Here is a 25,827-nt window from a genome sequence, read left to right as displayed (position 1 = left end):
CTCCCGGGCGGTGGCGGCTGACAAGCGGTAGGCGGTTGCCATCGACTACGCGTTGCCGAATATCTCGTGCCGTACCTTGTCGCCGGGCTTGATACCGAGCAGCTTTGCGCTGCCCCCATTTATCTCGAGCACGCCGCGCACGGGGAACAGGCTCGGAATGGAGTCGGTCGAGAGCGGTGTGGCGTTGGCATGGACGTGGCGCACCGTGCCGTCCGCCGCGATGAAGATCATGTCGAGCGGAATCAACGTGTTCTTCATCCAGAAGCTGACCGGCGCCTCGCGGTGGAAGTCGAACAGCATGCCCTCGTAGGGACCGAGCCGCTTCCGGAACATCAGGCCGCGCTGACGCTCGGCCTCGGTCAGGGCGAGTTCCACGTCGAATTTGATCTCGCGGCCGCCCGTGACGATCGTCAGGGCGGAGCGCTTGAAACGGATATCGCCGTTCTGGGCTCGCCCCGGTTCCGCCGTCCCGGCGACCGACACTGCGAACGGCAAGGCCAACATCGAGCGTCGCCCGAGCGGTGGAAGGTACGGAAGATGCGCCATGGCGGGCTTAGTGCCCGGCCGCGCGGGCGGCGGTCAAGCCGCCCGGATCTCGACGACCTGTAACCCCTTCTGTCCCTCGGCGATGCGCACCATGACCTTCTGCCCCGGCGCCAAGGACTCCAGCCCGTGGCGGCGCAGAACCGCAGCGTGCACGAAGATGTCCCCGTCGGTCGCCTCGCGTGTGACGAAGCCGTAGCCGCGTTCATTATTGTACCATTTCACCAGTGCGGCGATGTAATCGCCCATGGCGATGCCGTCCGGAATCGGCGGCGGTTTGGGCGCAGCCGCGAGGGCGGTCGAGGAATCCACCTCGATCACCTTCATGACCTGCCAACCCTTCGGGCCACGCACGCCGGCGCACACCACCGTCGCTCCGGGCTTGAGATCCTCATGCCCGGATTGGCGCAGTGTCGTCACATGCAGGAACGCGTCGCTGTTGTCGCCTTCAAGGGCCAAAAACCCATAACCCTTGACGGCGTTGAACCACTTTACTTTTCCACGCAGCTCAATCGATCCGCCGTCCCCGACTGTTGCCTCTCCCTGTTGGGTCGTCATTTTCAACGATCCCGTCTTGTTATTTAGAAATCCTAACACCCCTGCTGCAATTCGCAACAGTCCTTGTGATCGGTATTCCCCCCACGCTAGACGACAAATCATGGCGATTCCGGAGTGACTCGAATGTTCAAGGCCGATCTTTTCAAGGGCAAGCGCTTCCTGGTGACCGGTGGCGGCACGGGGCTCGGCCGGATCATGATGGAAAAGTTCGTCGAACTCGGCGCGGATTGCGTGATTTGCGGCCGGCGCGGTGCCGTGCTGGAGGAGACGGCGCAGGAGGTAATGGCGAAGCATCCGGGACGTCGCGTCGAAACGCATGCCGTCGACATCCGCATCGCCACCGCGGTCGAGGAGATGGTCGACCGGATCTGGGCGGGCGGGCCGCTAGACGGGCTGGTCAACAACGCCGCCGGCAACTTCATCTCTCAGACCAAGGATCTCAGCCCGCGCGCCTTCGACGCGATTGCCAACATCGTGCTGCACGGCACGTTTTACATCACGAACGCCTGCGGCAAGCGCTGGATCGCCGAGAAGCACAAGGCAAGCGTGCTCAGCATCCTGACGACCTGGGTGTGGACCGGGAGTCCATTCGTCGTTCCTTCGGCCATGTCGAAGGCCGGTGTCGCCGTCATGACCCAGAGCCTGGCCGTCGAGTGGGGACGCCACGGCATCCGACTCAACGCCATAGCGCCCGGTCCCTTCCCCACCGAGGGCGCCTGGGCGCGGCTCAATCCGATGAAGGAGAGTGACGAGGATCGCTACAAGTCACGTAACCCGCTCGGCCGTGTGGGCAGGCCGCACGAGCTCGCCAACATGGCGGCCTTCCTGATGAGCGACGAGGTCGAATACATCAACGGCGAAGTCATCGCCATCGACGGTGCCATGGGCATCATGGGCAACGGCACTTTCTCCGGCATGCTGTCGCACAGCGAGGACGACTGGCGGCGCATCCGCGAGACCATACAGACGACCAATGCCGCCGATCGCGCCAAGCGCGGTTAGCCGCCGGCGAGCGCCACCGTCAGAGTGCCGTAATAGTCGTGGTGCCGACGAATTCCGCGTCGCGTCTTGCCTCGGCGATGGCCTCTGGACGGCCGTCGCCGCTGGTCAGACTGTAGGTGTATTGACGCGCGCGATCGACTGCGAGCGGCTCGAGGATCACCTCGTTGGTGTGACGCGACAGCGCCGTTGGAAAGGATGCGTCACGCGACTACACCAGCCGAACAGGTCGATGACGTTGAGACTGTCGAAGCCGAACGGCCAGAATCTCCCGGGTTCCTGAACTACGAACATCAGAGGCCGCAGGAAACGGCACAACACAAGGTTGAATTCGGCGTCAAATCTCTCGGTGAATCGAGACTTGGCAACCGGCTCGCGTCACACCTCGTCGCCGAGGTCGGGGGTACCGTTGGCGATGTGATCGGCGGCGACGGTCGGAAAGAGCCGCGCACTGTGGCAAAGCTGCAACAGATCCGCTCGGCGAGGCGGGAAATCCACGCACCGCCGATCTCATGCCCTGCCGTTGCGCAGGAGACCGATGTATAGTTAGCGCGGCCGGCCGGACGGACGCCTCAATTGAGCCAAAGTGTCATGGTGGATAAGAAGCACAACATCATCAGTCCCCGTCACAGCCGAGTTGCTCATCGTGTGGTCTAGCGCCCGATCAGTTTCGCATGCACTGCGGCGCATCTTCAGCCCGCCGATCGTTGGCGTCGGTATGCTTGCGGCGGGATCGCTGATCGTCGGACAGAGTTTCGATGCCGCGGCACAGGCCGTGGAAGTGCGACAGTGGCAGGGTACCAATGCCCAGACGCGGCAGTCCGAGCACGTCGTCGCCACCAACAATGCCGAGTGGCGTGGCCTATGGAGCCGTGTCGGCGCGGCGCCGCCCGATCACTTCGAGCCTGGTCGCATGCGCGCCGTAGGAATCTTTCTCGGGCGCCGACAAGGCGAGGGCTATCTCGTCAACATCCTGTCGGCCAATCGCCGTCGCGACCGCATTGTCATCGTGTTCGAGGAGCGAGTGCCGGCCGAAGCACTGATGGCCCAGCGCTCGTCCATGGCTGCCTCGCGTCCCGTTGCCTCGTCGCCCGGTTTCGCCCCTGGGGGCGCCGCTGGCTTCGCGCCGTCGGCCAATGCCACCGCGAGCCTGGCGCCAGTGCCGGCCCGGCCGCCGGCGGTCGTCACGTCGCCTTGGGCGATCGTTCTCATCAACCGGTCCGACCTGCCGGTTTCGGTCGAGCAACGCCTCCTTCGCTGACGTTCAGTGGGAGTGCCGGGGCACGCCCTTGGTCTCCGTGATGCGCTGGTAATTCACAGCGAAGTCCAGGCAGCCGCCGCCGGCGAGCTGTCCGACGAACTTGCGCTGAAGTTCCTGCCACGGTGTCTGACTTTCGACCAGATCGGGCTTCCAGGCCGCTCTGCGCGTGGCGAGCTCGGCGTCGGAGATCAGGATGTCGGCCCGTCGCTTGCCGATGTCGATCCGTACCTTGTCGCCGGTCTTCAAAAGCGCCAGGCCGCCGCCGACGGCGGCCTCGGGCGAGGCGTTCAGGATCGAGGGGCTGCCCGATGTGCCACTTTGCCGCCCGTCGCCGACGCAGGGCAACAGCGTCACCCCTCCCTTCACCAGCCGGTCGGGCGGCAGCATGTTCACCACCTCGGCCGATCCGGGATAGCCGACGGGGCCGCAGTTGCGGATGAACAGCACGCTGTCCTCGTCGATCGGCAGCTTGGGATCGTTGATGCGATGGTGGTAATCCTCCGGCCCCTCGAACACGATCGCCGTGCCCTCGAAGGCGTCGGGGTCGCCCTTTCTCTCCAGGTATTTCTTGCGGAACTCCGGCGAGATCACCGAGGTCTTCATGATCGCCGAGTCGAAGAGGTTGCCCGAGAGCACGGCGAATCCAGCGTGGCCGAGCATCGGCTTGTCGTAGCTCTTGATGACTTCGCCGTCGGCGGACTTCGCGTCCTTCAGGTTCTCTGCCATGGTCTTGCCGGTGACGGTGAGCGCATCGCCGTGCAGCTTGCGCTTGCGAAGCAGCTCGGCCATCACCGTCGGCACACCACCCGCCCGGTAGAATTCCTCGCCCAGATACTCGCCCGCCGGCATCAGGTTGACGAGCAGCGGGATGTCGTAGCCGACCTTGTCCCAGTCAGCGTTGTCGAGCTTCACTCCCATGTGCCGCGCGATCGCGTTGATGTGCGGCGGGCAGTTGGTCGATGCGCCGAGCGCGCTCGCCGCCACGATCGCGTTCTCGAACGCCTCGCGCGTCATGATCTTCGATGGCCGGAGATCCTCCCATACCATGTCGACGATGCGCTTGCCGGTCTCGTAGGCGATCTGGGCGCGCTGCTTGTAGGGGCCGGGAATCGCCGCACAACCGGTGAGCGACATGCCCAGCGCCTCGGCGAGGCTGTTCATGGACAGTGCCGTGCCCATGGTGTTGCAGTGGCCCGCGCTCGGCGCGCCCGAGGCGATCATCTCGATGAACTGCTCCATGTCGATGCGCCCGGCCGCCAGTTCCTGGCGGGCGTGCCAGATCACGGTGCCGGACCCTGCAAGACCGCCGCCGAAGTAGCCGTTCAGCATCGGCCCGCCCGACAACACGATCGCGGGGATGTCGACGGTCGCGGCGGCCATCAGCTGCGACGGCGTGGTCTTGTCGCAGCCGGTCGTGAGAACCACGCCATCGAAGAAGTAGCCGAACAGGCTCTCGACCAGGCTGAGATAGGCCAGATTGCGGTCCAGCGCCGCCGTCGGACGCTTGCCGGTCTCCTGGATGGGATGGACGGGGAACTCGATGGGGATGCCCCCGGCCTCGCGGATGCCGTCGCGCAAGCGCCACGCCAGATCGAGGTGATGCCGGTTGCACGGCGACAGGTCGCTGCCGGACTGGGCGATGCCGATGATCGGCTTGCCGCTGCGCAGTTCCGCCAAGGTCAGTCCGAAATTCATGTACCGCTCGAGATAGACGGCGGTCATGGTCGGATCGGATTTGGAATCGAACCATTCGCGACTGCGCAACCTCCGCTCGCCTTTTCCTTTTTTGTTCGTGGCCATCTGCATTCCTCCGCGTTCGTCGACGCAAGCCTCATGGAACTCGTACCCGAAGTCCAGCTAATGTCCGGTCATGCCTGACGTTCCCCACATCGTCTGCCTCGGCGAGCCGATGATCGAGTTCAACCGCCCGCGCGACGGCGACGGCCGGACATGGATCCAGGGGTTCGGCGGCGACACGTCGAACGCGGCCATCGCTGCGGCGCGCCAGGGCGCCAGTGTCGGCTACCTGACCGGCCTGGGCCGCGACTGGATGGGCGATGCCTTCATGGATCTGTGGAGCGCCGAGGGCGTCGATGCAAGCCACGTCAGGCGTCATCCGAGCGCTCCGACCGGCGTCTATTTCGTGACCCACGACTCGACGGGCCACAAGTTCGACTTCCTGCGCAAGCACTCGGCCGCCTCGCTGTTCGCGCCGAGGGACATCCCGCCGACGTACGTTCGCGGGGCGCGCATCCTCCACTTGTCGGCGATCAGCCAGGCGATCAGCGAGACCGCTCGCGATACTTGCGAGGCCGTGATCGCCATCGCCCGAGACGCCGGTGTACGCGTGTCCTACGATTCGAACCTGCGTCTCAAGCTGTGGGACATCGAACGCGCGCGTGAAACCATCGAGGCCACCTTCCGGATGTGCGACATCGCGCTTCCCAGCCTCGACGACTCGCGGCAGATCACCGGCCTGTCGAGCCCTGACCAGATCGTCGACCACTATCTCGCCATGGGACCGGGCATCGTTGCGCTCAAGATGGGAGCCGACGGGGCGCTGGTCGCGACCCGGGAGCGACGTGCGGTGATCCCCCCGCTACCCGTGCAGGCGGTCGATGCGACGGGCGCCGGCGACACGTTCGGCGGCTCATTCCTGGCGCGCTTGCTGGCAGGCGACGATCCGATGCAGGCGGCGCGCTACGCCAACGTGGCCGCAGCGCTCAAGACCCGAGGATATGGTGCTGTGGCGCCGATCCCGCGCCGGGACAACGTTCTGGCCGCCCTCAAGCCCGCTTGAGGCCCGGCAGCAACGCCGCGGCGAAGCGACCGAAACCGGCGACCTGCTGGGCGATCCAGCCGCGGCCGTTGTCGGCATCAGCAGCCGGATCATCGACCCCCGTCGGGCGGTGCCTGCCGTCGTAGTTTGCCGTGCCGAACAGGATGTCCCAGATCGGAAAGACCGGCGCATAGTTGTGATCGTGGATCCGCGGCTCGCCGGGCGTGGCCAAGGCATGATGCTGACGATGGAAGCGTGGCCCGACCAGCAGCTTCTCGCCGACCCGTCCGAAGCTGATGTCGATGTTGGCGTGCGACCAGCTCTCGACCATGCGGCCGACGACCAGGATCAACACGTAGTCCTCGGGCTGCACGCCGACCATTTGCGAAAACACCGCCAGCACCAGCGTCACCAGGAAGTCGTCGAGAATGTGGTTGCGGTCGTCCGTCCACACCGTCATGCGCCGCTGGCTGTGGTGCAGGCTGTGCAACGCCCACCACCAGGAGAAGCGATGCTGGGCGCGATGGACCCAGTACGCCGCAAAATCGTACAGCGCGAAATAGACCAGGAACGACGCGAGGGGCTGACCGTGCAGCCACGGCACCAGATTCTCGATGCGCGGCGGTGCCAACCCCAGTGCCCGGACGGTGTATTCGATCTGCTGGGTGATCGGAAAGGCGATGATGAAGATTGCCAGGGGAACGACGCCGAGCTTGTTCAACACCGTGTAGACGCGATCGACGCCGATCAGCCGGTCGTCGCCGCCCCTCTCCAGCGGCCAGCGGCGCTCGATCACCCGCATGATCAGCACGATCGCCGCGATCTGCACGATACCGAGCATCACGAACTCGACGGCCTCGAAGCCCGGCTCGTACCATTCCATCAGATTGTACTGGAAGAGAACCGGCGCCACCGCGGTCTCGAAGACCCAGTTCTGAATGGCGAGCCAGATCTCGATGAAATCGCGCACCGGCGCGGCCTACTTGCGCTGTGCTTCGAACGCCCCGCCGCTGCGAACGGGAAGCGCCGCGGAGACGTCTCCCGTCTTCATCATGTAGACGCCATGCGGCGACTTCCCGACGGGGATCGAGGCGATCATCTTCATCGTCGCGATGTCGACGATGGCGACCCTCCTCAGGAAGCGCTGGGTCACCCAGAGTTCCTTGCCATCCGGGGTGATGTCCATGCAGTCCGGGCCGCCCGGTACGCGTGCCGTGCTGACCACCCGCATCTCGTCGGTGTCGATCAACGAGATGGTTCCTTCGATGCGGTTCGTCAGGAACCAGTGCCGCCCATCTCCCTTCGGCCAGAAATTGTGTGCCGCCTTGCCGGTCTGCAGACGCCCCGACAAACGGCCGGTCGCCGGATCCAGGACGACGATTCCGTCCTCACCCGTCAACGCCACGAGGAGCCTCTTGCCATCGCCAAGCATGACGATTCCCGCGGGCGCCTTGCCGACCTCTGCGTTCCACTTGACCATTTGGGTGGCCAGGTCGATGGCGGCGACGCGCCCCGTCTGCTGCAACGTAATGAACACAGTCTTCGAATCGGAATCGAACGCCATGTGGCTGGGCAGCGCTTCGATGAAGATGCGCCCCACCAGCTTGAAGTCCTCGGCCCGGAAAATGTCGACATGATCCAGCCGGTATGCGGTCGTGACGAACCATTTCCCATCGGGGCTGAAGGCGAGATGATAAGGGTCGATGATGTCCCGGACGAGGCGGCGCCGTTCCCCCGTCCTGTTGTCGAGCCCCAAGAGCTCATTGGTCCACGTCGATCCAATCAGGACCTCGTTGCCGTCGGGCGTCACGGCGATATGGTGGGGCTCGCGCCCAACCGGCAGGCGCTGGATCTCGGTACGGGATTTGCGGCTCAACAGGCTGTAGGAGGCCTCATCGGAATTGAGGACGAGCACGGTGTCGGCCTGCACTGAAAAAGTCGCGCCCAAGCACACTGCAAACGCCGCAATTGCCAGTCTATTCATGCGGTTGGCCCCATTTCCCCAAGGCGCCTTTGAAGCACCTTTCCCGGGCTGGCGCTAGCGTCGTTTCAGGCCCGCCGCCGCGGCCGCCAGCCGCTCGATCCGGGACCAATCCTTGCTCGCCACGGCGTCCCGCGGCGCCACCCAGGATCCACCCACGCAGGCTACATTCGCCAGCGCGAGATAGGCGGGTGCGCTTTCGGCGCTGACCCCGCCGGTCGGGCAAAACCGACAGCCGGCCAGTGGTGCGGCGATGGCCCTCAGCCAGCCGATCCCGCCCGAACTGTCGGCCGGGAAGAACTTGAGCAGCCGAAAGCCCTGCTCGGCGAGGGCCATGGCTTCCGAGACGGTCTGGACACCGGGGAGAAACGGCACGCCTGCCGCGGCGGTGGCCCGGGCCAGGGCGGGAGTGCAACCCGGGCTGACGACAAAGCTCGCTCCGGCCTCCCGGGCCTGGTCAAGCTGATCGCCGTCGAGAACGGTGCCCGCCCCGACGACGGCGCCCGGCACGTCTTCGGCCATGGCCTTGATGGCGGCCAGGGCGGCATCGGTGCGCAGGGTCACCTCGAGGACGGGGAGGCCTCCCTTGACCAGCGCGCGCGCCAATGGAACCGCGTCGTGCACCCGTTCGATGGTGAGCACGGGAATGACCGGGGCCATGGCGGCGATATCGGCGATGCTCACGTCACACGCTCCAGCCGCCGTCGATGACATTCACCGTACCTGTCGTGAACGTCGACTCGTCACTTGCGAGATAGACGGCCAGCGAGGCGACTTCCTCGGCCGATCCGAAGCGGCCGGTCGGCTGGCGTTGCAGGAAGAACCGGCGCGCGTCGGCGCCACCCCCCAAAGCCGCGATGCGCTCGTCCAGCGAAGGGGTCTGTACCGTTCCCGGACAGATCGCGTTGCAGCGAATACCCTTGTCGACGAAATCGACCGCGACCGACTTGGTAAGGCCGATCACGGCCGCCTTGGTCGTCCCGTAGACGCAGCGCAAGGCCGCGCCCTTCACCGACGACGCGGCCGATGACATGTTGATGATGGATCCGCCGCCTTTTTCGACCATTCCCGGCAGGAAAGCCTGGATGGTCCAGAGCATGCTGCGCACGTTGAGATCGAAAGCAAAGCGCCACTGCTCGTCGGTGGCGTCGAGGACCGTGCCGTGATGGACGAACCCGGCGCAATTGAAAAGCACGTCCACCGCGCCGGCTTCCTGAGCCAGGGCCGCAATCGCCTGCTTGTCGAGGACGTCGAGCCGACGCCGTTCCACCCGGTCGACGCCTGCCAGGGCGTCCAGCTTGTCGGCGTCGATATCGGTCGCCCAAACCGTGGCTCCCTGATCGGCGAAGGCACGCGCGGCCGCAGCTCCTATGCCCTGCCCCGCCGCAGTGACAACGCAGGTCTTCCCTTTCAAACGCATTCCCGCTCCCCCGTTACCTTTTGAGTCCCTTCTCGACGTAGAATTTCTCGGCTCCGGCGTGCAAGGGAATGCCGATCCCCGACAGTGCGGTCTCGAGCCGGATTGCCCGGCCCTTGGCATGGCCCGAGTCCAGCAGCTTCCTGGTGCTGGGGTTCCAGAGCGCTTCGGTGATCTTGTAGATCAACTCGTCGGGCTGCCTGCTCGACGTCACCCAGAGCGCATGGACGCTGATCGTATCCACGCCGGGCACGCCCTTGTAGGCCCCGTCGGGTATCCGATCGGCACTGAAGAAGCTGAAGCGCGACAGCAGTTTGTCGATTTCGGGCCCGGTCACGGGAATCAGTTCGATCCCGGTCGTGACCGCGAGGTCGGCGACCGTGCTGTGGGGATAACCGCTGACGACGAAGAAGGCATCCAGGGCATCGGCCTTGAACGCGTCGCCGACGCGTTGGGCACTCAGATACTCCGCCTTGAAGTCCTGCTCCGTGAGGCCAATCGCGCTCAGGATCAAGCGGGCATCGACCAGGGTTCCCGAGCCCGGTTCGTCGAGGGAGACGCGCTTGCCCCGAAGGTCGGCCAACGAGGCGATGCCGGCCCCCTTGCGTGCCACGACGTGCACGCTTTCCGGATAGAGATTGGCAATCGCCCGCAAGATCTCGACCCGTGCGCGACCGTCATAGGTGCCCGTGCCGGAATAGGCCCAGAATGCCACGTCCGATTGGACGAACCCCGATTGCGCGGTGCCGTTCGCGATGGCGGCGACATTGGCGACGGAGCCGTTCGACGTAACCGACGTGGCAACCAGCCCCGGCACGCCGCACGAACCGCCATCCTTGCAGGCGCGTGACCCGGGCGGATTGGAGATTGCGTTGGCGATCATGCCGCCGATCGGAAAATAGGTGCCGACGGTTCCGCCGGTCAGGATGCGAAAGAACGTGACGTCTTGTCCGACGGCCGGCATGGCCGCCGTGCCCATTCCCGCCAATCCACCCGCGACGAACGCCCTGCGCCCAATCATGTCGGCCTCCTGGCCTAGTTGACGCCAACCACCCTGCTGATCGTCGGGCCGATCTCGGCATTCACGACGAGGTCGGCGTCCGCGTCCTGATCGGTAGGATCGCGATTGATGATGACGAGGCGGGCACCGCGCTGTTTGGCGATGCGCGGGAAGCCGGCCGCCGGGTACACCACCAGCGAGCTGCCCAGCACCATGAAGAGATCGCACCCCATGGTCTCGTCCTGGGCTCGCGCCATCTGGATCTCCGGCATGGCTTGGCCGAAGGAGATCGTGGCTGTCTTCACGATGCCCTCGCATTTGACGCAAATCGGCAGCGTCCCGTTGTCGAGAAACGCCTTCTTGATCGGTTCGAGTTCATGCCGGTGGCCGCAATCGAGGCAAGCGGCGTACGTCGCGTTGCCGTGAAGTTCGATGATCTTGCCGGCAGGAACCCCCGAACGCTGGTGCAGACCATCGACGTTCTGCGTGATGATGGCGCTCATGCGGCCCTGTTCCACCAGCTTGGCGAGCGCCCGATGACCGGCGTTCGGTTCGGCCTTGAGCATGGTCTCGTCGGTGGCGAATTTTCGGCGCCAGGACTCGCGGCGCATCTCTTCGGAGGACATGAAATCGTCGAAGTAGATCGGCTGGTACTTCGTCCAGATACCTCCGGGAGAACGAAAGTCCGGAATGCCGGATTCGGTCGAGATGCCCGCCCCCGTGAATGCGACGATCCGATGCGCCGATTCGATCATGTCATGCAGGCGATCGATCTGGTCCATCACGCCCTCCTGTCACGCGATCAAGGCGCCGGCATGGCCGGATTGTGTGCCGCGCAGCCGCCGAAGGATTTTCCCTCACTCTGGACTTCGACATAATAGGAGAAGAGCGAGCCCGAGGCCGCATCGATGCATCGCCGTTCCTCGATCGTCACCCGCATGCCGCCGGACTGGTTGCCGGCATAGACGACCCGGCCGGCCTCGCGCCGCCATCCGCCGTGGGCAATCCGCGGCCCGGCACCGGTGCCGGGCTGGATCACGACCATGTCGCGGCCGGTGATTTCCAGCCGCCAGGCCGGCTCGCTCCCCATGGCGATCCACTCGCGCTGATCGAACCGCTCGCGGCAGCCGATGGTCTCAATGGCCGCCCGGCGCAGTTCGATGGCGGCAATGCCGCCGCCGGGGCCGCCGTCCCGGCCCCCCAGTATCTCGGCGAACAAAGGGCGCCCGTCGCGTCCGGCGGTCAGCTCCCGCAGCGTCTGGGTCAATTCCAGGCCAGCCGTCCGATCGTCGAGCGGCAGCGGCGCACCATCGCAGGGCGTGATCTGCAGGCGCCCGCCGATGTCGCGGATCAGCCCGCGCATCAGCATCGTCGTGCCGGCCGGCTCCGCACCGGTCGCCGGCGCTCTCGGCGGGCCCACGGCCGGCTGGCCGATCGGCGTCGAGACGACAGCGCCGCCGCTGCCCCTGACCAACGGCGTCGGTGCCACTCGGCCCGCCAGGGTGGGCACGGCGTAGAAGAAGACCGGCCGCTCCGCGGCATCGAGCAGACAGACGAACTGGGCCTCGACTGCGGGTCGGCGGCGGTAGGTCATCTGGCCCTTGAGAGTGAGCGCCGCCGCGACTGTTTGCGTTCCCACCGACATGCTCAGCCGCTCCAGCACCGGCGCCGGGTGGTCATTGACGACGATCCGCAGGATCGCCGAGTCGGACTGGCGGTAGCTCGACAAACCGAAATCCGCACACTGCTGCGACAGCGACGTTTGTGCCGACACGGGCGCCGCGAAGACCAGCAGCATGAGGAACAGGATCGGTCCCGGGCGCATCGCGCCTAGGATAGCCAGCGTTTGCGCCGCTTGTAATGCTTGGTGTCGTGGTAGGACTTGCGGGCCCCACCTTCGTTGAGCCCGAGGTAGAACTCCTTGATGTCGGAGTTGTCGCGCAGCTTCGCGGCCGGTCCCTCGAGCACGATGCGGCCGTTCTCCATCACGTAGCCGTGGTCGGCGACCGTCAGTGCCATGGTGGCATTCTGCTCGACCAGCAGCACCGACAGCTTCTCCTGCTTCACCAGGCGGGCCACGATCCCGAAGATCTCCTCGACCAGCATGGGAGCGAGCCCAAGCGAAGGCTCGTCGAGCAGCATGAGCCTCGGCTGGCTCATGAGTGCCCGCCCGATCGCCAGCATTTGCTGCTCCCCGCCGGATAGATAGCCGGACTGCTGGGTGCGCCGCTCGCGAAGCCTCGGAAAGTAGGTATAGACGAGGTCGATGCCGCGCCGGATGGTGGCGATGTCGGGCTGGGTGTGCCCTCCGGCGATCAGGTTCTCCTCGGTCGTCAGATGCTCGAACACCCGGCGGCCCTCGAAGACCTGGGCGATGCGCAGCCGCGTGACGTCGTGAGCGCGCATGCCGTCGATGCGCCGGCCGCCATACTCGATGGATCCCTTGGTGACCTCGCCGCGCTCGCTGCGCAACACACCGGAGATGGCCTTCAGGGTGGTCGTCTTGCCGGCCCCGTTGGCGCCCAGCACCGCCGTTACAGCCCCCTCCGGGGCGGTAACGGAAACGCCGCGCAGGACGAGGATGACCTTGTCGTAGACGACTTCGATGTTGTTCAGCGTCAGCATGAAGCGATCGTCACCTGTCGAAAGAGAAGGTGCAGGCGGCGAAGCCGCCTGCACCGCCGAGCCTCAGGACTTCTTGCCGTCCGCCTCGATGTGCTTCTTGATGACTTCCGGATAGGCCCGGAACCAGTCGGAATTCTTGGTCAGCTTGCCGCCCTTGACGGTGAAGATCTGGACCCAGCCTCCGCCCTCGTGATCTTCGGGCGTGATCTCGAGGGGCGGCATGAGGCCGCCCAACGTGACGCCCTTGATCTTCTCGAAGCCTTCCTTGACGTCGGCTCCGGTGATCTTCGCGTTCGCGCCCTTCGCCTTGAGGGCGTTGCGCACGGCTTCGATGTGGACAGCCATGTGGAAGATGCCGCGGTTGTAGTAGACGGTCGACGCCATCTCCTTGGGCGGCCCCTTCCCTTCCTTCTTGTAGAGCTCGCGGATTTCGTTGTGGATCGGGTAGTCCGATCCCACACCGGCGAATTGCATGGTGTTGTAGCCTTCTGCCACCGCACCGCCGCCGGCCGCTTCGATATCCGCCTCGGCGGAGCCCCACACGAAGCTCACGACCTTCGACAACGGATAGCCGGTCCGCTTGAACTCCTTGATCGACACCGACGGCGAGCGGCCGAACAGGTGGGCGATCACGAAGTCGGCGCGGTAGCGTTGGGTGATGTCGAGCACTTGGGCGCCCATTTCCACGCCCGGCGCCGGCACGGCGAACGTGCGCAACTCGAAACCCTCGAGCTTGGCGAGATCCTCGAGGATCGGCAGAGGCTCCTTGCCTGCCGGGTTGTCGTAGAACAGGTAGGCGACCTTCTTGCCCTTCAGGTTCCCGCCCAGCTTGTCCTTGGTGAACTTCACGGCCGCGGCCGCTTGCGACCAATAGGTCGCGGCAACCGGGAACAGGTAGGGGTAGCGCTTGCCGTCGGCGCTGGCGGCGCTGCCGAAGCCCGGAGACGTACCGGGGATCTTGTCTTCGGCCAGCTTGGCGGCAAGGGCCTGCGTGTGCGGCGTGCCGTAGAGCAGGATGCTGACCGCACCTTCCTTCTTGTGGCGCTCGTAGGATTCGACGCCCTGGGGGACCTTGTATTCGTGGTCAATCTCCATGGCCCGGATCTTGCGGCCCTCGACCCCGCCCTTGGAGTTGATCACCGCGACATAGTCGTGGTTGCCGGGGCAGAAGAACACGCCCACGGTTTGCGTGGCGCCGGTGCGGTCGCACTGGACGCCGATGACGATTTCTCCGCCTTGGGCGAGCGCGCCCCCGGTCGACAGTAAGACGGCCGCCGCAGCCGAGGCGGTTAGCCTTGCCAGATGCCTTGTCATGAGCTCCTCCTGTTTCATCTGTCGGTACGCTAGTACGAGAAGGGCCAGACCCGGAAGTAGTTCCGGATGTTGCGCCAGAGCCGATTCAGCCCCTCCGGCTCGAGGACGAGAAAGACGATGATCAGCAGACCGAAGATGCCGAGCCGCATCGCCGGGATGATGTTGTTCAGTTCGGCCGTCGTGAAGAGCAGAGTGCCGAAATTCTCCATGGTCAGCCTGATCACGATCGGCAGCAGGGTGACGAAGACCGCGCCCAGGATCGACCCCAGCACGGACCCCAATCCGCCGATGATGATCATCGCCAGATAGTCGATCGACGTCGTGATCAGGAAGTTCTCGTAGTTGGCGATGCCGAGATAGTACGTGTAGAGCACGCCCGTCACGCCGGCATAGAACGAGGAAATCGCGAACGCCGTGAGCTTGTACCTGAATATGTTGATGCCGATGATCTCGGCTGCGATGTCCTGATCGCGAATGGCGACAAACGCCCGGCCGATGCGGCTGCGCACCAGGTTGAGCGTACCGACGATGGCCAGGACGGCGAAGAACAGCAGGAAGTAGTAGAGTTCGCGCTGCGTCTTCAGGGGGTAGCCGAACACCGTCGGACGGGCCACCTCGATGGACGCCTGCGAGCCGCCGGAAATGGCCGGCGTGTGATTGATGATCCACTCGATGATCAGCTGCGCGGCCAAGGTTGCGATCGCCAGGTAGAGACCCTTGATACGCAGGCTGGGGATGCCGACGATGATGCCGATCGCAGCCGCCATCAATCCTCCTGCCGGCAGGGTCAGCCAGAACGGCAGGTCGAACTTCACGGCGAGGTTGGCCGCGGTGTAGGCGCCGACGGACATGAAGCCCGCATGGCCAATCGAAATCTGGCCGGTGTAGCCGACCAGGATGTTGAGCCCGAGCGCGCCGACGACGGCGATCAGAATGAGGTTGACGATCGAGACGTAATATTCCGCCGAACCGGCGCCGAGCAGGCTCGTGGTCAGCACAGGCAAAGCGACGAACAACGTCAATAGACACAGCACGGTCCACTTGGCGATCGGCAGCGGGTAGAGCCCACCGTCGGCGGCGTAGGTCGTTTTGAAGTAGCCGGATTCGCGGTGAAACATGTTCGCCTATACCCGCTCGATCTTGCGTTTGCCGAAGATTCCGTAGGGCCGGACCATCAGCGCTATGATCATCAGCACATAGGGCGCGAAATCCTTGGTCCCGCCTCCAACCAGCGGATCCAGATAGCCTGCCGCCAAGTTCTCGACGATGCCGACAATGAGGCCTCCAACCACGGCGCCAACGATCGAGTCCAATCCGCCCAGAATGACGACCGGGAAGACCTTCAATCCAATCAGTGCCACATGGACGTCGACTCCCAGCATTGCCCCCCATACGACACCGCCCAGGGCCGACACGATGCCCGCCATCGCCCAGGCCAGCGCGAAGTAGCGCTCGACATTGATGCCCATGGCCTGGGCGACTTGTTGATTGTCGGCCACGGCGCGCATCGCCACGCCCATGCGGCTCTTCAGGAAGAACCAGGTGAACCCGCCGAGGAAGAAAAGCGCCACCAGCGCGCCCGTCACCTGGACCGGCTGCAGGATGAACGGGCCGAGATAGATAGGCTCGTCACCGACTGGGAGCGAAATGGACCGCGTCTCGGCACCGAAAATCATCGGTCCCAACCCGCGCAGGATGGCGGCGAGTCCGATGGTTGCCATGATGACCGCGACGATCGGACGGCCGAGCAACGGGCGCAGCACGACCCGTTCCAGGCCGAAGCTGAACGATACCATGCCGATGACAGCCACAATGACGCCGATCCAGAACGGCAATTCCATCAAGACGATCATCGCCGCCGACAGCAAGGCGGCCAGCATGACGAACTCGCCCTGGGCGAAATTGATGGCGTCGGTCGCCTTGTAGACGATGACGAAACCGAGCGCGATCAGAGAGTACATCAATCCGATAAGGACACCGTTGCCGATCAGCAGAAAGGTGAATTGCCAGTCCATCGGACCTCCTACGCCGCCCGGCGCGCTGTCGTGGCCGCGCCGTAGGTATCGTGGATGACGATCGTCGAGTTCAGTGTCGATTTGCGCCCGTCCTCGAAGGTGATCTCCACGACGACGTCGACTTCGGATTTGCCTCCGTAGAACGCCTCGATCACGTTGCCGTACTTTTCGGCCACGAATCGACGGCGCACCTTGCGGGTTCGCGTCATCTCGGAATCGTCGGCATCCAGTTCCTTGTTGAGCAGCAGAAAGCGCTTGACCTGCTGCACGTCCGGCAGCGTGGCGTTGGCCTTGGCGATTTCCGCGCCGATCAGCTCGGCCGCCTCGGGCTTGCGGCTGAGATCCATGAAGCTGGTGTAGGCCAGCCCCTTCTTCTCCGCCCAGGTCCCGACGGTCTGCATGTCGATCGCGATCATGGCGACGACGAAGGGCCGCTGGTCGCCGAACGCCACGGCCTCGCGGATGTAGGGGCTGAACTTCAGCTTGTTCTCGATGAATTGCGGCGCGAATGCCGTGCCGTCGGCCAGCTTGCCGACGTCCTTCGCGCGATCGATGATGACGAGGTGGCCCTGCTTGTCGAAGAAGCCCGCGTCACCCGTCTTGAGCCATCCGTCCGTCGTCAGCGTCTCGCGTGTCACGTCGTCCTGCTTGAAGTAGCCCTTGAAGACGTTCGGCCCTTTCAGCAGCACTTCGCCACGGTCATCGACCTTGATATCGACGCTCGGGATCGGGCGCCCGACGGTGTTGGGGTTGGCCTCGGAGTCGGGCTGGCAGGCGATCAGAGCGGAGGCCTCGGTCGCACCATAGACCTGCTTCAGGTTGATACCGAACGAGCGAAAAAAGCGATACGTGTCCGGCCCAAGTGGTGCCCCGCCGGTGTAGCACCACCTTGCCTTGCGCAAGCCGAGCTGATCGCGCACCGGACCGTAGACCACGACCTCGCCCAGCGCGAGCCCGAGTCTTTCCAGCAGCGACAAGGACTTGCCGTCACTGCGTTTCAGTTCACAGCGTTCGGCGAGGCCGCGGAAGTACTCGAATACGCATCTCTTGGCGCGGGATGCATCGTTGCCCTTGATTTGCATCAGGGTGAGCATGTTCTCCCAGATGCGCGGCGGCGCCAGCATGGCGTCCGGCCCCAATTCGCGCAGATCGCGCTGGACCGTTTCGGGGCTCTCGGGGCAGTTCGCGGTGAGTCGCGCCACCAGCGCCATGCCCACCGTGAAGGCCGCGTCGCCGACCCAGGCCATCGGCAGGTACGACAACCAGTTGTCGCCCAGCTTGACCTCGTTCACGGAAACGAAGGCCTCCACCGTCGCGATCATGTTCTTGTGCGTCAGCATGACGCCCTTGGGATTGCCGGTCGTTCCAGACGTATAGGCGATCATCGCCGTGTCGTCCGCGGTGCCGCCCGCAAGCGCTTTCGCGTAGTAGTCCTTGTGGGCAAGGCCGAATTTCCGGCCCTCCTCCAGCACATCCTGGAACGATCGCAGGATCGGGTCGTCGTAGAACGACAACCCGCGCGGGTCGTTGAATACGACCCAGCGCAGTTTCGGCAGCTTGTCCTTGAGCGACAGCGCCTTGTCGACCTGTTCCTGGTCTTCGGCCACGATGACGGATGTTTCCGCATGGTTCAGGACGTAGACCAGCTCCGCCGCGATCGAGTCCTGGTACACCGGCACCGAAACCCCGCCGAGCGCCTGCGCCGCCAGTTGCGCGAAGTAGAGCTGAGGACGGTTGTCGCCGATCACCGAAAGCTTGTCGCCGCGGGCGAAGCCCAGCGCCGCGAGGCCGAGAGCGAAATCGCGCACGTTGTCGCGGTAATCGGACCAGCTGTACGTCTTCCACACGCCCCGCGTCTTCTCGCGCATGCCGGCGCCGCGCGGGTCGGCTACCGCGTTGCGCTCGACGAGCTTGGGCAGCGTGTCGGTGTCCGGCAAATCGATCAGGCTCATGCTCGTCCTCCGGACTTGGCGGTACCGAGGTAGGCCTCGATGACGGCGGGGTCGCGTTGCACCTCTTCCGGCGTCCCCGCCGAGATGCGGCGGCCGCGATCGAGCACCACGACGCGATCCGAAATGTCCATGACCACGCCCATGTCGTGTTCGATCAGCACCACCGTGATGCCGCGCTCCTGGTTCACGTCCAGGATGTAGCGCGCCATGTCCTCCTTCTCGTCCTGGTTCATGCCACCCATCGGCTCGTCGAGCAGCAGGACGCTGGGTTGGACGGCCAGCGCCCGTCCCAGCTCGACGCGCTTGCGCAAGCCGTAGGCGAGCGCGGCCGTCGGCTGCTTGCGCAGATCCTGAAGCTTGAGGAACTCGATGATCTCCTCGCACGCCGCGCGATGGGCAATGTCCTCCTTCTGGGCCATCCCCCAATAGACCATGCTCGAAATGACGCCGGCCTTCATGCGGACATGCCGCCCGAGCATGAGGTTGTCGAGCACGGTGAGCCCGCTGAAGAGCGCGATGTTCTGGAAGGTGCGGGCGATGCCCAACGCCGCGATTTCGCTCGGCTTGCGGTGCGTGATGTCTTGGCCTTCGAGCACGATGCGGCCCGTATCCGGCTTGTAAAAGCCCGAAACCATGTTGAGCAGCGACGTCTTGCCCGCGCCATTGGGGCCAATGATAGAAAGGATGCCGCCCCGCGGTACGTCGAGCGAAACGTCCTGCACGGCGGTCACGCCGCCGAACTTCTTGGACACGCCCTCGACGACGAGCTGGTTGTCGCCCGTCTGCGCGGCTGCGCGCTGGGCAGACGCCCCCGCCATGTTACCTCCCTGTACGTGCTTCTTCTCTGTTTGGGATACATCATGCAGGGTCTGATGGGCGAAGGCAACAAATCCGCCTACAGTCGCCCTGCCTCAAGGAGACCTCGATGGCCCGCCATATCGTCTGCCTGACCTTCGACCATGACCACCTTTCGGGCTTCATCGCCCGCGGCCTGACGACCCCGACCGCGATTTCGCGCGGCGAATACGACGTCGTGGTGATCCCCCGACTGGTCGCACTGCTCGAACGCTACGGCATCAAGGCCACGTTCTTCACGCCGGGCCACACCATCGACAGTACGCCCCGCGCGGTGGCTCCCTATGTCGAAGCCGGCCACGAACTCGCGCATCACGGATGGACACACCGCCTGCCGGTCACCCTCTCGCGCGACGAAGAGGAGGAGGAGCTCGTGCGCGGCAACGAATCGATCAAGCGCATCAGCGGCAGCCTCGCGCGCGGCTATCGCTCGCCGGCCTGGGACCTCTCGCCCCATTCCATAGAGCTGCTGCTCAAGCACGGCATCCGGTACGACAGCTCGATGATGGGGCACGACTACGACTGCTACTTCGCCCGCCAGGGGGATGTCGCGGAACTCGAGGCGCCTTTCGTACGCGGCCGCGAGACGGCACTGGTCGAGATGCCGATCAGCTGGTCACTCGACGACTTCCCGCACTTCGAATACATGCGCAACCCGAACGGCTCGATCCAGGCCGGCTTGATGAACGCGACCAATGTCCTCGAGAACTTCGTCGACGACTTCACCTACATGACGCGCGTGCAGCCCGATTTCGGCATACTCACCTACACTTTCCATCCGCACGTCATCGGCCGCGGCCATCGCATGATGATGCTCGAGCGGCTGATCCAGAAGCTGATGGAAGGCGGCGCTGTGTTCATGACCATGGAAGCCGCCATGCACGAATGGCTGGCGCGGCGCCCGGCCGAACAAAAGGCGGCGGCCGAATAGCGGGCTATACGTAGGCGATCAGGCGACCACACGCGACGACGGCCAACCAGAAGACCAAAGAGAAGACGGCCATGGCTCTCGCCGCCCAGGGCGGCGCGACGTGCCGGTTCCACGCGCCCATGCCGGAGAGCGGCCCCCGGTGGCACGCCAGGGCATTCAGTCCCGCCAGCAGGATGAGGACGAGCTTGACCTGAAAGGCGCGGTTCGCTGCAAGTGCGACAGCGTCGGCCATGAACATCAGGCTTCCGCTGGCCGCCGCAAGCGCGAAACCGATTGCCGCGAGCGGCAGCAAGTGACGCATCATGCCCCGCGCCTCGAGTCCGCGCGAGAGCCCCATCAATCGTAAATCGAACGCGAGGATCGAACCGACCAGGCATGCGACACCGATCAAATGCACGACCTCGAGCGCGGCGTAGCTCCAGGTTCCGCCCCTGATCTCCTGTGCCAGCGCCGTATGCTGGAACCAGGCCAGTACGCTGAAGAAGCCCTTCTCGCCCTCCATCACGAACGGAACTCAGCGCAGCTCGACGACCTTACCCGCCACGTGAACGCGTTCCGCCCGCAGTTCATCGACTTTCGACCGGCTGGCGTGGCCCTCGACCGTGATCTGATCGCCGATCTTGACTGCATCGCGCGGCAGGCCTCGGCTCTCCATCCGCGACGGTGGCGCCAGAATGACGAACCAGGTTTTGTCCGGTGTCGCCAATCGAAGCGTGCCGTGCGGATTGGCGTAGTCGAATTCCTTGACACTGCCGGTGAGCGTCAGAAGTCTGCTCGAATCGTATTCACCCCAGCCATGGTGGGCCAAGACCGACGTGGCCGGCGCCAGCGCGACGACGGCGAAACCGGCCAGCAACGTGCGCTTCGAAACAGCTGACTTCATGGGCGATCCTTTCCGGGTACCGATGCGCCCGATATGGCGACGGGCAGGTCAAACGTCACCCCTCGCCGCCCTGATCGCCCGACAGATCGTCACCATCTTTCCGATGGCGTGATCGAGGAACGCCGAGATGCTCGCCTCGATCTGGCCGTCGGTGGAGGGCCGGTCCGCCACGATCGCCCGTGCCAGCATCACGGCCTGCTCGCGGGCGGCGCGTCGATTGTCTCCGATCGACCGGCCAAGCGAACCATCGGCCTCGGCCGCGGCCAATGCGGGTTCGAGCCGCGCGAGGAATTGCGGCGCATGAGCGAGATGACGGTACATGCTGGCCAGGATCAACGGCCGCGGCCGATCGCCGAATCTGTTCAGGCGGAGCACGAGCGCCCAGGTCTCCGGCGATACGTCCGACTGCGATGCAAGTTTGGGCAAGGCCACATCCGGGGCGGGCAGACGCGGTCCCCGCTCCGGCGCATGCCCCGGCGTGATTTCCCGTCGCAGCCAGGCAACCAGCGCGCCCAGCGCCAACAAGTTCATGGTGTTGGAGTGGTCGTAGCTTGCCACCACGTCATCGACGCTGGCCGGATCGTCGCCTGCCAATCCGGTCAGCGCCGGCAGGAGCATCGTCTTCCGGAACTGGCGGGCCGCCTCGTCCGGAATACCCGCGACATAGAGCGGCCTCAGTGCTCTCCACGCCCACGGCAGGGCGCCATCGATCGTCGCAAGATGGCGCCACACGAGGTTGACCACCCGCACGCCGATGGTCGCCCGGATATCGGCAAAGAGTTCGGCGGTCCCGCCGGTCGCATCCTGCTCGGCGACGGCAGCAAAGGCTTCGCTCACTCCGCCGCCTGCTTGGACTCCTGGCCGAGCACGGTGAAGAAGGAGGCCGATTTCGGCTGCTTGGGCAGCTCCACCAGTCCCGCAGTCAGGCGGGCGAAGCGGGCTTCCTTTCCTCGCACGATGCGGCCCTCGTTGAGGCTCGGCATCGGATTGCGCGCGATCGGCACCGCATCGGCCGCCGTATAGACGCAGATGTAAAGCCCGCGCGACGCATCGGAACCGTTGGCGGCCGAGCCGTGCAGCAACTTGGTGTGCATCAGGCAAACGCTTCCCGCCTTGCCGACGCAGGGCACGGATCGCCCGAGCGCCTGCTGCTCCTCCGCCGGCGCCACCGCTCCGGTGAAGCGCTCGCCCTCGAACAGCGACAACATGGGTCCCTTGTGCGACCCCGGCACGACGGTCAGGCAGCCGTTTCTCTCGTCGATGTCGTCGAGGAACAGCAAGGCCGTCACGATGTCGTCGTTGGTGTGGGGCGTATAGGCAAAGTCCTGATGGTAGTTCACCTCGGTTCTGGCGCCGGAAAGCTTCAGGTTGATCTTGCAGTGATGGAACTTGACGTCTGGCCCGATCAGGTCGGCGACCATGTCGACGGTGCGCGCGTCGAGCATCACTTCCCGGTAGGCGTCGGAGATGTCGGAGGGATTGTTGATGCGCCGCAGGGCCGGTTTCTCGGCCGTGTGCTCGGCGCCCATGTCGAAGCGCGGCCGACCGTCGATCGTCGGCGGACCGAAGGGCACGGAATGGGCCCGGCTCGCCTCGACCCAGCGCTCGATCTCGCCCTTGAGCGCGGCGAGCTGGGTCGGCGTCACGGCCTCCTCGACCATGAGGTATCCGTCACGCCAGAAGGCGTCGATCTGTTGGCGGCTCAGCACGGACATGGTTCGCTCCCTACCGTCCCTTGAACACCGGCTTGCGCTTCTCCATGAAAGCGTGGCGGCCCTCGACATAGTCTTCCGAGTCGAAGCACTCCTTCACCAGCCCGCTCAAGCGAGCGAAGTCGGGTTTGCCGTCGAGCCGCGTCAGCTCCTCGATGGTACGCTTGGCAGCATGCATGGTGAGCGGCGCGTTTTCGCCAATCATCCGGCAGTAGTTGTCGACGTAGGAGTCGAGCTCGGCGTCGGGCACCACCCGGTTGACCAGGCCCATGCCCAATGCCTCTTGCGCGGAGAAATGCCGGGCGGTGAAGAAGATCTCCTTCGCGGTCGACGGGCCGACCAGGTCCATCAGGATCTTCAGGCCCGAGGCGCGATAACCGAGCCCGAGCCGCGCCGCCGGCACGCCGAATTTGCTGTTGTCCGAGGCGATGCGGATGTCGCAGGTCAGCGCGACGGCCAGTCCGCCGCCGATGCAGTATCCCCGGATTCGCGCGATGGTCGGCTTTGAGCACCTGGTGAGGCGCGCGTTGGCGATCTCGCCGATCTTGTCGTAGTAGGCCACCTGCTCCGGCGTGTTGCGCGCCTTCTCGAACTCCGAGATGTCCGCCCCGGACACGAAGGCCTTGTCGCCCGCGCCGGTGACCACGACGACGCGGATCGCCGGATCCTTCTCGAACTCGTCCAGGATGACGGGAATCGCTTCCCACATGTCGGTCGAGGTGGCGTTGTGCTTGGCCGGCTTGTTGAAGACCAGGCGCCCAACCGGCCCCGCCTTCTCCGCGATCATGTTGGGTGTCGGGCTGATCATCAGATCACCCCGCGTTTGCGGAAGTCGGCGATCGCCGCGCCGTCGTAGCCGAATTCCTTCAGCACCTGTTCGGTATGCTCACCCTGCTCCGGCGTGGCGTTGCGCATCTCGAAGGGTGTGCGGCTCATGTTGATCGCCTGGCCGATCACCTCGATGTCACCCAGCTTCGGCGACTTTACCGGATGCGCCATCTTCAGATGCTTGACCTGGGGGTCGGCGAACATCTCGTCCATCTTGTAGATCGGGCCGGCCGGAACGCCTGAATCGTTCAGGAGCTTCACCAAGTCGGCGCTGTTGTACTGCGCCACGCGCTTGTCGATCTCCGCGTTCAAGGTGTCGCGATTCGTGCGGCGCGCCTTGTCGGTGGCGAAACGTTCGTCGGTATAGAGCTCGGGCGACTTCATCGCCTCGCAGAAGCGCTTGTAGATGTGCCCGCCGGAGGCGGCGATGTTGATGTAGCCGTCCTTGGTCTTGAACACGCCGGTCGGGATCGAGGTCGGATGGTTGTTGCCGGCCTGGCCCGGCACGTCCTTGGCGATGGTCCAGCGTGCCGCCTGGAAGTCGCACATGGAAATCATCGCCTGCAGCAGCGAGGTCGAGATCCACTGTCCCTGCCCCGACGTCTCGCGCTCCAACAGCGCGACCAGGATGCCGATGGCGCAGTGCAGGCCCGCGCCCACGTCGGCGACGGCGATGCCCGCGCGCACCGGGCCCTGGCCTTCCATGCCGGTGACCCACATCAGGCCACCCATGCCCTGGGCGATCTGGTCGAAGCCTGCGCGCTCGGCATAGGGGCCGTCCTGGCCGAAGCCCGAGATCGAGCCCAGCACGATGCGCGGGTTGACCTTCTTCAGGCTCTCGTAGTCGATGCCGAGGCGGAACTTCACGTCGGCGCGGTAGTTCTCGACCACCACGTCGGCCTTCTCGACCAGCTTCATGAAGACGGCCCTGCCGTCGGGCTCCTTCAGGTTGAGCGTGATCGACCGCTTGTTGCGGTGCAGGTTCTGGAAGTCCGGCCCGTGGCGCGGCCCGCCCATGTCCATATCACCAGCGCCGGGCGGCATCTCGACCTTGATGCAGTTGGCGCCCCAGTCGGCCAGGTAGCGGACCGCCGTCGGGCCGGCGCGCACGCGCGTCAGGTCGAGCACGGTGAAGCGGGAAAGCGGTCCTGCGGTCATGTTCTCACTCGGGTGTTCGCGGTCACTCCACTCGTACCATGGCGGCCGGATCGATCTCCAGCCAGACGCGCTGCCCGACTTCGAAGACCTGGGCCGGCGCGGTGGAGATTCGCAGCGGCCTGATGTCGCCCTGCGGCAGAGCCTGGTAGTCCCAGGATTCCCCGAGGTAGGAGCGGCCGACGATTTCCGCCGAAATGCCGTGGGCCGCCGGCTCGGATATCGAGATGGCGATGGCCTGGGGACGAAGAGAATACACGCCACCGTCCTTCTCGACGAAATTGGTGCGACCGATGAAACCGGCGACAAAACGGCTGCGTGGGTGACAATAGAGGGCCTGAGGCGCGTCTACCTGCTCGATCCGACCCTTGTTCATCACCACGATCCGGTCGGACGTCACCATCGCTTCCGACTGGTCGTGCGTGACGTAGACGGTGGTTATCTTGAACTCGTCGTGCAGTCGACGAATCTCGGCGCGCATCTCCTCGCGGAGGCTGGCGTCGAGGTTCGACAACGGCTCATCGAGCAGGAGCACCTCCGGCTCGACGACGATGGCGCGTGCCAGGGCGACCCGTTGCTGCTGGCCGCCCGACAATTCTCCCGGGTAGCGCTCCTTGAGGGTGCGCATCTGCACGACATCGAGGATGCGGTCCACCCGGCGATCGATCTCGGCGCGCGCCAGACGACGGACCTGCAAGCCGAACGCCACGTTCTCGCCCACCGTCATGTTCGGCCAGATGGCGTAGCTCTGGAAGATCATCGACATGCGCCGCTTCTCCGGCGGTACGACGCGCGTCGGCGACGAGATCACCTCGCCGTTCATCTCGATGATGCCCTCGCTGGGTGGCACGAACCCCGCGATCATGCGCAGGGTGGTCGTCTTGCCGCAGCCGGATGGCCCCAGCAGCGAGACGAATTCACCGGCGGCGAGTTCAAGGGTGAACCCGGCCACGGCCTCGACCGGGCCGAAGCGGCGCGAAACATTCCTGAGCGCGAGCGTGGTCATCCGGGGCGGGTAT

At 64.9% G+C, this 25,827-nt stretch carries 29 protein-coding genes; 5 read left to right on the top strand and 24 right to left on the bottom strand.

Annotated elements, in window-relative coordinates:
- Positions 1–45: 45 nt before the first annotated feature.
- Positions 46–504: a DUF192 domain-containing protein gene (locus KIT25_12275; GenBank protein ID UYN97658.1), complete on the bottom strand. Its 459-nt coding sequence runs from the start codon at positions 502–504 to the stop codon at positions 46–48.
- Between the two features lie 75 nt (positions 505–579).
- Positions 580–1,101, bottom strand: coding sequence for a CspA family cold shock protein (locus KIT25_12270; GenBank protein ID UYN97657.1), 522 nt, complete (start codon positions 1,099–1,101; stop codon positions 580–582).
- A 123-nt stretch (positions 1,102–1,224) separates the two neighbouring features.
- Here KIT25_12270 and KIT25_12265 point away from each other — a divergent pair, with 123 nt between their 5' ends.
- Positions 1,225–2,103, top strand: coding sequence for an SDR family oxidoreductase (locus KIT25_12265; GenBank protein ID UYN97656.1), 879 nt, complete (start codon positions 1,225–1,227; stop codon positions 2,101–2,103).
- Positions 2,104–2,122: 19 nt separating this feature from the next.
- On the opposite strand, the gene KIT25_12260 is transcribed toward KIT25_12265, so the two are convergent.
- A complete protein-coding gene (locus KIT25_12260) occupies positions 2,123–2,263 on the bottom strand; it encodes a hypothetical protein (protein ID UYN97655.1) in 141 nt (46 codons plus the stop codon).
- 35 nt (positions 2,264–2,298) lie between these two features.
- On the opposite strand from KIT25_12260, the gene KIT25_12255 reads away from it, so the two are divergent.
- Positions 2,299–2,646, top strand: coding sequence for a hypothetical protein (locus tag KIT25_12255; protein UYN97654.1), 348 nt, complete (start codon positions 2,299–2,301; stop codon positions 2,644–2,646).
- Between the two features lie 172 nt (positions 2,647–2,818).
- Positions 2,819–3,361, top strand: a complete 543-nt coding sequence (locus tag KIT25_12250) for a hypothetical protein (protein UYN97653.1) — start codon at positions 2,819–2,821, stop codon at positions 3,359–3,361.
- 3 nt (positions 3,362–3,364) lie between these two features.
- On the opposite strand, the gene KIT25_12245 is transcribed toward KIT25_12250, so the two are convergent.
- Positions 3,365–5,161: a dihydroxy-acid dehydratase family protein gene (locus tag KIT25_12245; protein ID UYN97652.1), complete on the bottom strand. Its 1,797-nt coding sequence runs from the start codon at positions 5,159–5,161 to the stop codon at positions 3,365–3,367.
- A 70-nt stretch (positions 5,162–5,231) separates the two neighbouring features.
- Between KIT25_12245 and KIT25_12240 the strand changes: the two genes are divergently transcribed.
- The gene (locus KIT25_12240) at positions 5,232–6,161 is read left to right on the top strand and encodes a sugar kinase (GenBank protein ID UYN97651.1); all 930 of its coding nucleotides are present in this window, start codon (positions 5,232–5,234) and stop codon (positions 6,159–6,161) included.
- Here the strand turns inward: KIT25_12240 and KIT25_12235 are convergent.
- The 13 genes from KIT25_12235 to KIT25_12175 all read right to left on the bottom strand — a co-directional run bounded on the left by KIT25_12235 (position 6,148) and on the right by KIT25_12175 (position 19,262).
- Entirely contained in the window at positions 6,148–7,110 is a 963-nt protein-coding gene (locus KIT25_12235) for a sterol desaturase family protein (protein UYN97650.1), read from the bottom strand. The two genes, KIT25_12240 and KIT25_12235, sit on opposite strands and share 14 nt — an antisense overlap.
- Before the next feature lie 9 nt (positions 7,111–7,119).
- Positions 7,120–8,124 carry a PQQ-binding-like beta-propeller repeat protein gene (locus tag KIT25_12230; protein ID UYN97649.1) on the bottom strand — a complete coding sequence of 335 codons (1,005 nt, stop codon included), beginning with the start codon at positions 8,122–8,124 and terminating at the stop codon, positions 7,120–7,122.
- A 54-nt stretch (positions 8,125–8,178) separates the two neighbouring features.
- Complete coding sequence (eda, locus tag KIT25_12225) at positions 8,179–8,835, bottom strand: bifunctional 4-hydroxy-2-oxoglutarate aldolase/2-dehydro-3-deoxy-phosphogluconate aldolase (GenBank protein ID UYN97648.1); 657 nt, start codon at positions 8,833–8,835, stop codon at positions 8,179–8,181.
- Positions 8,807–9,541, bottom strand: coding sequence for an SDR family oxidoreductase (locus tag KIT25_12220; protein UYN97647.1), 735 nt, complete (start codon positions 9,539–9,541; stop codon positions 8,807–8,809). The genes eda and KIT25_12220 overlap by 29 nt, the downstream gene beginning before the upstream one ends.
- Positions 9,542–9,554: 13 nt before the next feature.
- A complete protein-coding gene (locus KIT25_12215; protein UYN97646.1) occupies positions 9,555–10,559 on the bottom strand; it encodes a TAXI family TRAP transporter solute-binding subunit in 1,005 nt (334 codons plus the stop codon).
- Between the two features lie 14 nt (positions 10,560–10,573).
- The gene (locus tag KIT25_12210; protein ID UYN97645.1) at positions 10,574–11,320 is read right to left on the bottom strand and encodes a Sir2 family NAD-dependent protein deacetylase; all 747 of its coding nucleotides are present in this window, start codon (positions 11,318–11,320) and stop codon (positions 10,574–10,576) included.
- 20 nt (positions 11,321–11,340) lie between these two features.
- Positions 11,341–12,336 carry a hypothetical protein gene (locus KIT25_12205; GenBank protein ID UYN97644.1) on the bottom strand — a complete coding sequence of 332 codons (996 nt, stop codon included), beginning with the start codon at positions 12,334–12,336 and terminating at the stop codon, positions 11,341–11,343.
- 32 nt (positions 12,337–12,368) lie between these two features.
- Positions 12,369–13,163, bottom strand: coding sequence for an ABC transporter ATP-binding protein (locus KIT25_12200; GenBank protein ID UYN97643.1), 795 nt, complete (start codon positions 13,161–13,163; stop codon positions 12,369–12,371).
- Between the two features lie 63 nt (positions 13,164–13,226).
- On the bottom strand, positions 13,227–14,477 hold the full coding sequence (locus tag KIT25_12195; GenBank protein ID UYN97642.1) for an ABC transporter substrate-binding protein: 1,251 nt from the start codon (positions 14,475–14,477) through the stop codon (positions 13,227–13,229).
- A 29-nt stretch (positions 14,478–14,506) separates the two neighbouring features.
- A complete protein-coding gene (locus KIT25_12190; protein ID UYN97641.1) occupies positions 14,507–15,595 on the bottom strand; it encodes a branched-chain amino acid ABC transporter permease in 1,089 nt (362 codons plus the stop codon).
- Positions 15,596–15,601: 6 nt separating this feature from the next.
- Positions 15,602–16,492: a branched-chain amino acid ABC transporter permease gene (locus tag KIT25_12185; protein UYN97640.1), complete on the bottom strand. Its 891-nt coding sequence runs from the start codon at positions 16,490–16,492 to the stop codon at positions 15,602–15,604.
- 8 nt (positions 16,493–16,500) lie between these two features.
- Complete coding sequence (locus KIT25_12180; GenBank protein ID UYN97639.1) at positions 16,501–18,444, bottom strand: AMP-binding protein; 1,944 nt, start codon at positions 18,442–18,444, stop codon at positions 16,501–16,503.
- Positions 18,441–19,262, bottom strand: coding sequence for an ABC transporter ATP-binding protein (locus KIT25_12175; protein ID UYN97638.1), 822 nt, complete (start codon positions 19,260–19,262; stop codon positions 18,441–18,443). Before KIT25_12175 ends, KIT25_12180 begins: the two co-directional genes overlap by 4 nt.
- A gap of 107 nt (positions 19,263–19,369) precedes the next feature.
- Here KIT25_12175 and KIT25_12170 point away from each other — a divergent pair, with 107 nt between their 5' ends.
- Positions 19,370–20,230 (top strand): polysaccharide deacetylase, encoded by an 861-nt coding sequence (locus KIT25_12170; protein UYN97637.1) that lies wholly within the window; start codon positions 19,370–19,372, stop codon positions 20,228–20,230.
- Between the two features lie 4 nt (positions 20,231–20,234).
- Here KIT25_12170 and KIT25_12165 read toward each other — a convergent pair whose 3' ends face one another.
- The 7 genes from KIT25_12165 to KIT25_12135 form a co-directional block, all read right to left on the bottom strand.
- A complete protein-coding gene (locus KIT25_12165; GenBank protein UYN97636.1) occupies positions 20,235–20,735 on the bottom strand; it encodes a hypothetical protein in 501 nt (166 codons plus the stop codon).
- Positions 20,736–20,744: 9 nt separating this feature from the next.
- Positions 20,745–21,086 carry a hypothetical protein gene (locus KIT25_12160; protein ID UYN97909.1) on the bottom strand — a complete coding sequence of 114 codons (342 nt, stop codon included), beginning with the start codon at positions 21,084–21,086 and terminating at the stop codon, positions 20,745–20,747.
- Positions 21,087–21,161: 75 nt separating this feature from the next.
- Positions 21,162–21,950: a hypothetical protein gene (locus KIT25_12155; GenBank protein ID UYN97635.1), complete on the bottom strand. Its 789-nt coding sequence runs from the start codon at positions 21,948–21,950 to the stop codon at positions 21,162–21,164.
- Complete coding sequence (locus tag KIT25_12150; GenBank protein UYN97634.1) at positions 21,947–22,828, bottom strand: phytanoyl-CoA dioxygenase family protein; 882 nt, start codon at positions 22,826–22,828, stop codon at positions 21,947–21,949. Before KIT25_12150 ends, KIT25_12155 begins: the two co-directional genes overlap by 4 nt.
- Positions 22,829–22,838: 10 nt before the next feature.
- Positions 22,839–23,633, bottom strand: a complete 795-nt coding sequence (locus KIT25_12145; protein UYN97633.1) for an enoyl-CoA hydratase/isomerase family protein — start codon at positions 23,631–23,633, stop codon at positions 22,839–22,841.
- The gene (locus KIT25_12140) at positions 23,633–24,811 is read right to left on the bottom strand and encodes a CoA transferase (protein UYN97632.1); all 1,179 of its coding nucleotides are present in this window, start codon (positions 24,809–24,811) and stop codon (positions 23,633–23,635) included. Before KIT25_12140 ends, KIT25_12145 begins: the two co-directional genes overlap by 1 nt.
- 22 nt (positions 24,812–24,833) lie before the next feature.
- Entirely contained in the window at positions 24,834–25,814 is a 981-nt protein-coding gene (locus KIT25_12135; GenBank protein UYN97631.1) for an ABC transporter ATP-binding protein, read from the bottom strand.
- Positions 25,815–25,827 lie beyond the last annotated feature (13 nt).

It is taken from the genome of Enhydrobacter sp. (genome assembly GCA_025808875.1).
GTDB lineage: Bacteria > Pseudomonadota > Alphaproteobacteria > Reyranellales > Reyranellaceae > Reyranella.
This window is presented reverse-complemented; position numbering and strand designations above follow the sequence as displayed.

Excerpts from the sequence above, each read along its gene's own strand:
- KIT25_12270 (UYN97657.1), bottom strand. The coding sequence starts at position 1,101 with ATGACGACCCAACAGGGAGAGGCAACAGTCGGGGACGGCGGATCGATT.
- KIT25_12275 (UYN97658.1), bottom strand. The coding sequence starts at position 504 with ATGTTGGCCTTGCCGTTCGCAGTGTCGGTCGCCGGGACGGCGGAACCG.
- KIT25_12250 (UYN97653.1), top strand. The coding sequence starts at position 2,819 with ATGCTTGCGGCGGGATCGCTGATCGTCGGACAGAGTTTCGATGCCGCG.
- KIT25_12240 (UYN97651.1), top strand. The coding sequence starts at position 5,232 with ATGCCTGACGTTCCCCACATCGTCTGCCTCGGCGAGCCGATGATCGAG.
- KIT25_12220 (UYN97647.1), bottom strand. The coding sequence starts at position 9,541 with ATGCGTTTGAAAGGGAAGACCTGCGTTGTCACTGCGGCGGGGCAGGGC.
- KIT25_12175 (UYN97638.1), bottom strand. The coding sequence starts at position 19,262 with ATGGCGGGGGCGTCTGCCCAGCGCGCAGCCGCGCAGACGGGCGACAAC.
- KIT25_12145 (UYN97633.1), bottom strand. The coding sequence starts at position 23,633 with ATGATCAGCCCGACACCCAACATGATCGCGGAGAAGGCGGGGCCGGTT.
- KIT25_12215 (UYN97646.1), bottom strand. The coding sequence starts at position 10,559 with ATGATTGGGCGCAGGGCGTTCGTCGCGGGTGGATTGGCGGGAATGGGC.
- KIT25_12185 (UYN97640.1), bottom strand. The coding sequence starts at position 16,492 with ATGGACTGGCAATTCACCTTTCTGCTGATCGGCAACGGTGTCCTTATC.
- KIT25_12150 (UYN97634.1), bottom strand. The coding sequence starts at position 22,828 with ATGTCCGTGCTGAGCCGCCAACAGATCGACGCCTTCTGGCGTGACGGA.
- KIT25_12205 (UYN97644.1), bottom strand. The coding sequence starts at position 12,336 with ATGCTGCTGGTCTTCGCGGCGCCCGTGTCGGCACAAACGTCGCTGTCG.
- KIT25_12135 (UYN97631.1), bottom strand. The coding sequence starts at position 25,814 with ATGACCACGCTCGCGCTCAGGAATGTTTCGCGCCGCTTCGGCCCGGTC.
- KIT25_12195 (UYN97642.1), bottom strand. The coding sequence starts at position 14,477 with ATGACAAGGCATCTGGCAAGGCTAACCGCCTCGGCTGCGGCGGCCGTC.
- KIT25_12140 (UYN97632.1), bottom strand. The coding sequence starts at position 24,811 with ATGACCGCAGGACCGCTTTCCCGCTTCACCGTGCTCGACCTGACGCGC.
- KIT25_12170 (UYN97637.1), top strand. The coding sequence starts at position 19,370 with ATGGCCCGCCATATCGTCTGCCTGACCTTCGACCATGACCACCTTTCG.
- KIT25_12200 (UYN97643.1), bottom strand. The coding sequence starts at position 13,163 with ATGCTGACGCTGAACAACATCGAAGTCGTCTACGACAAGGTCATCCTC.
- KIT25_12255 (UYN97654.1), top strand. The coding sequence starts at position 2,299 with ATGCGTCACGCGACTACACCAGCCGAACAGGTCGATGACGTTGAGACT.
- KIT25_12210 (UYN97645.1), bottom strand. The coding sequence starts at position 11,320 with ATGGACCAGATCGATCGCCTGCATGACATGATCGAATCGGCGCATCGG.
- eda (UYN97648.1), bottom strand. The coding sequence starts at position 8,835 with ATGTCATCGACGGCGGCTGGAGCGTGTGACGTGAGCATCGCCGATATC.
- KIT25_12245 (UYN97652.1), bottom strand. The coding sequence starts at position 5,161 with ATGGCCACGAACAAAAAAGGAAAAGGCGAGCGGAGGTTGCGCAGTCGC.
- KIT25_12230 (UYN97649.1), bottom strand. The coding sequence starts at position 8,124 with ATGAATAGACTGGCAATTGCGGCGTTTGCAGTGTGCTTGGGCGCGACT.
- KIT25_12190 (UYN97641.1), bottom strand. The coding sequence starts at position 15,595 with ATGTTTCACCGCGAATCCGGCTACTTCAAAACGACCTACGCCGCCGAC.
- KIT25_12265 (UYN97656.1), top strand. The coding sequence starts at position 1,225 with ATGTTCAAGGCCGATCTTTTCAAGGGCAAGCGCTTCCTGGTGACCGGT.
- KIT25_12180 (UYN97639.1), bottom strand. The coding sequence starts at position 18,444 with ATGAGCCTGATCGATTTGCCGGACACCGACACGCTGCCCAAGCTCGTC.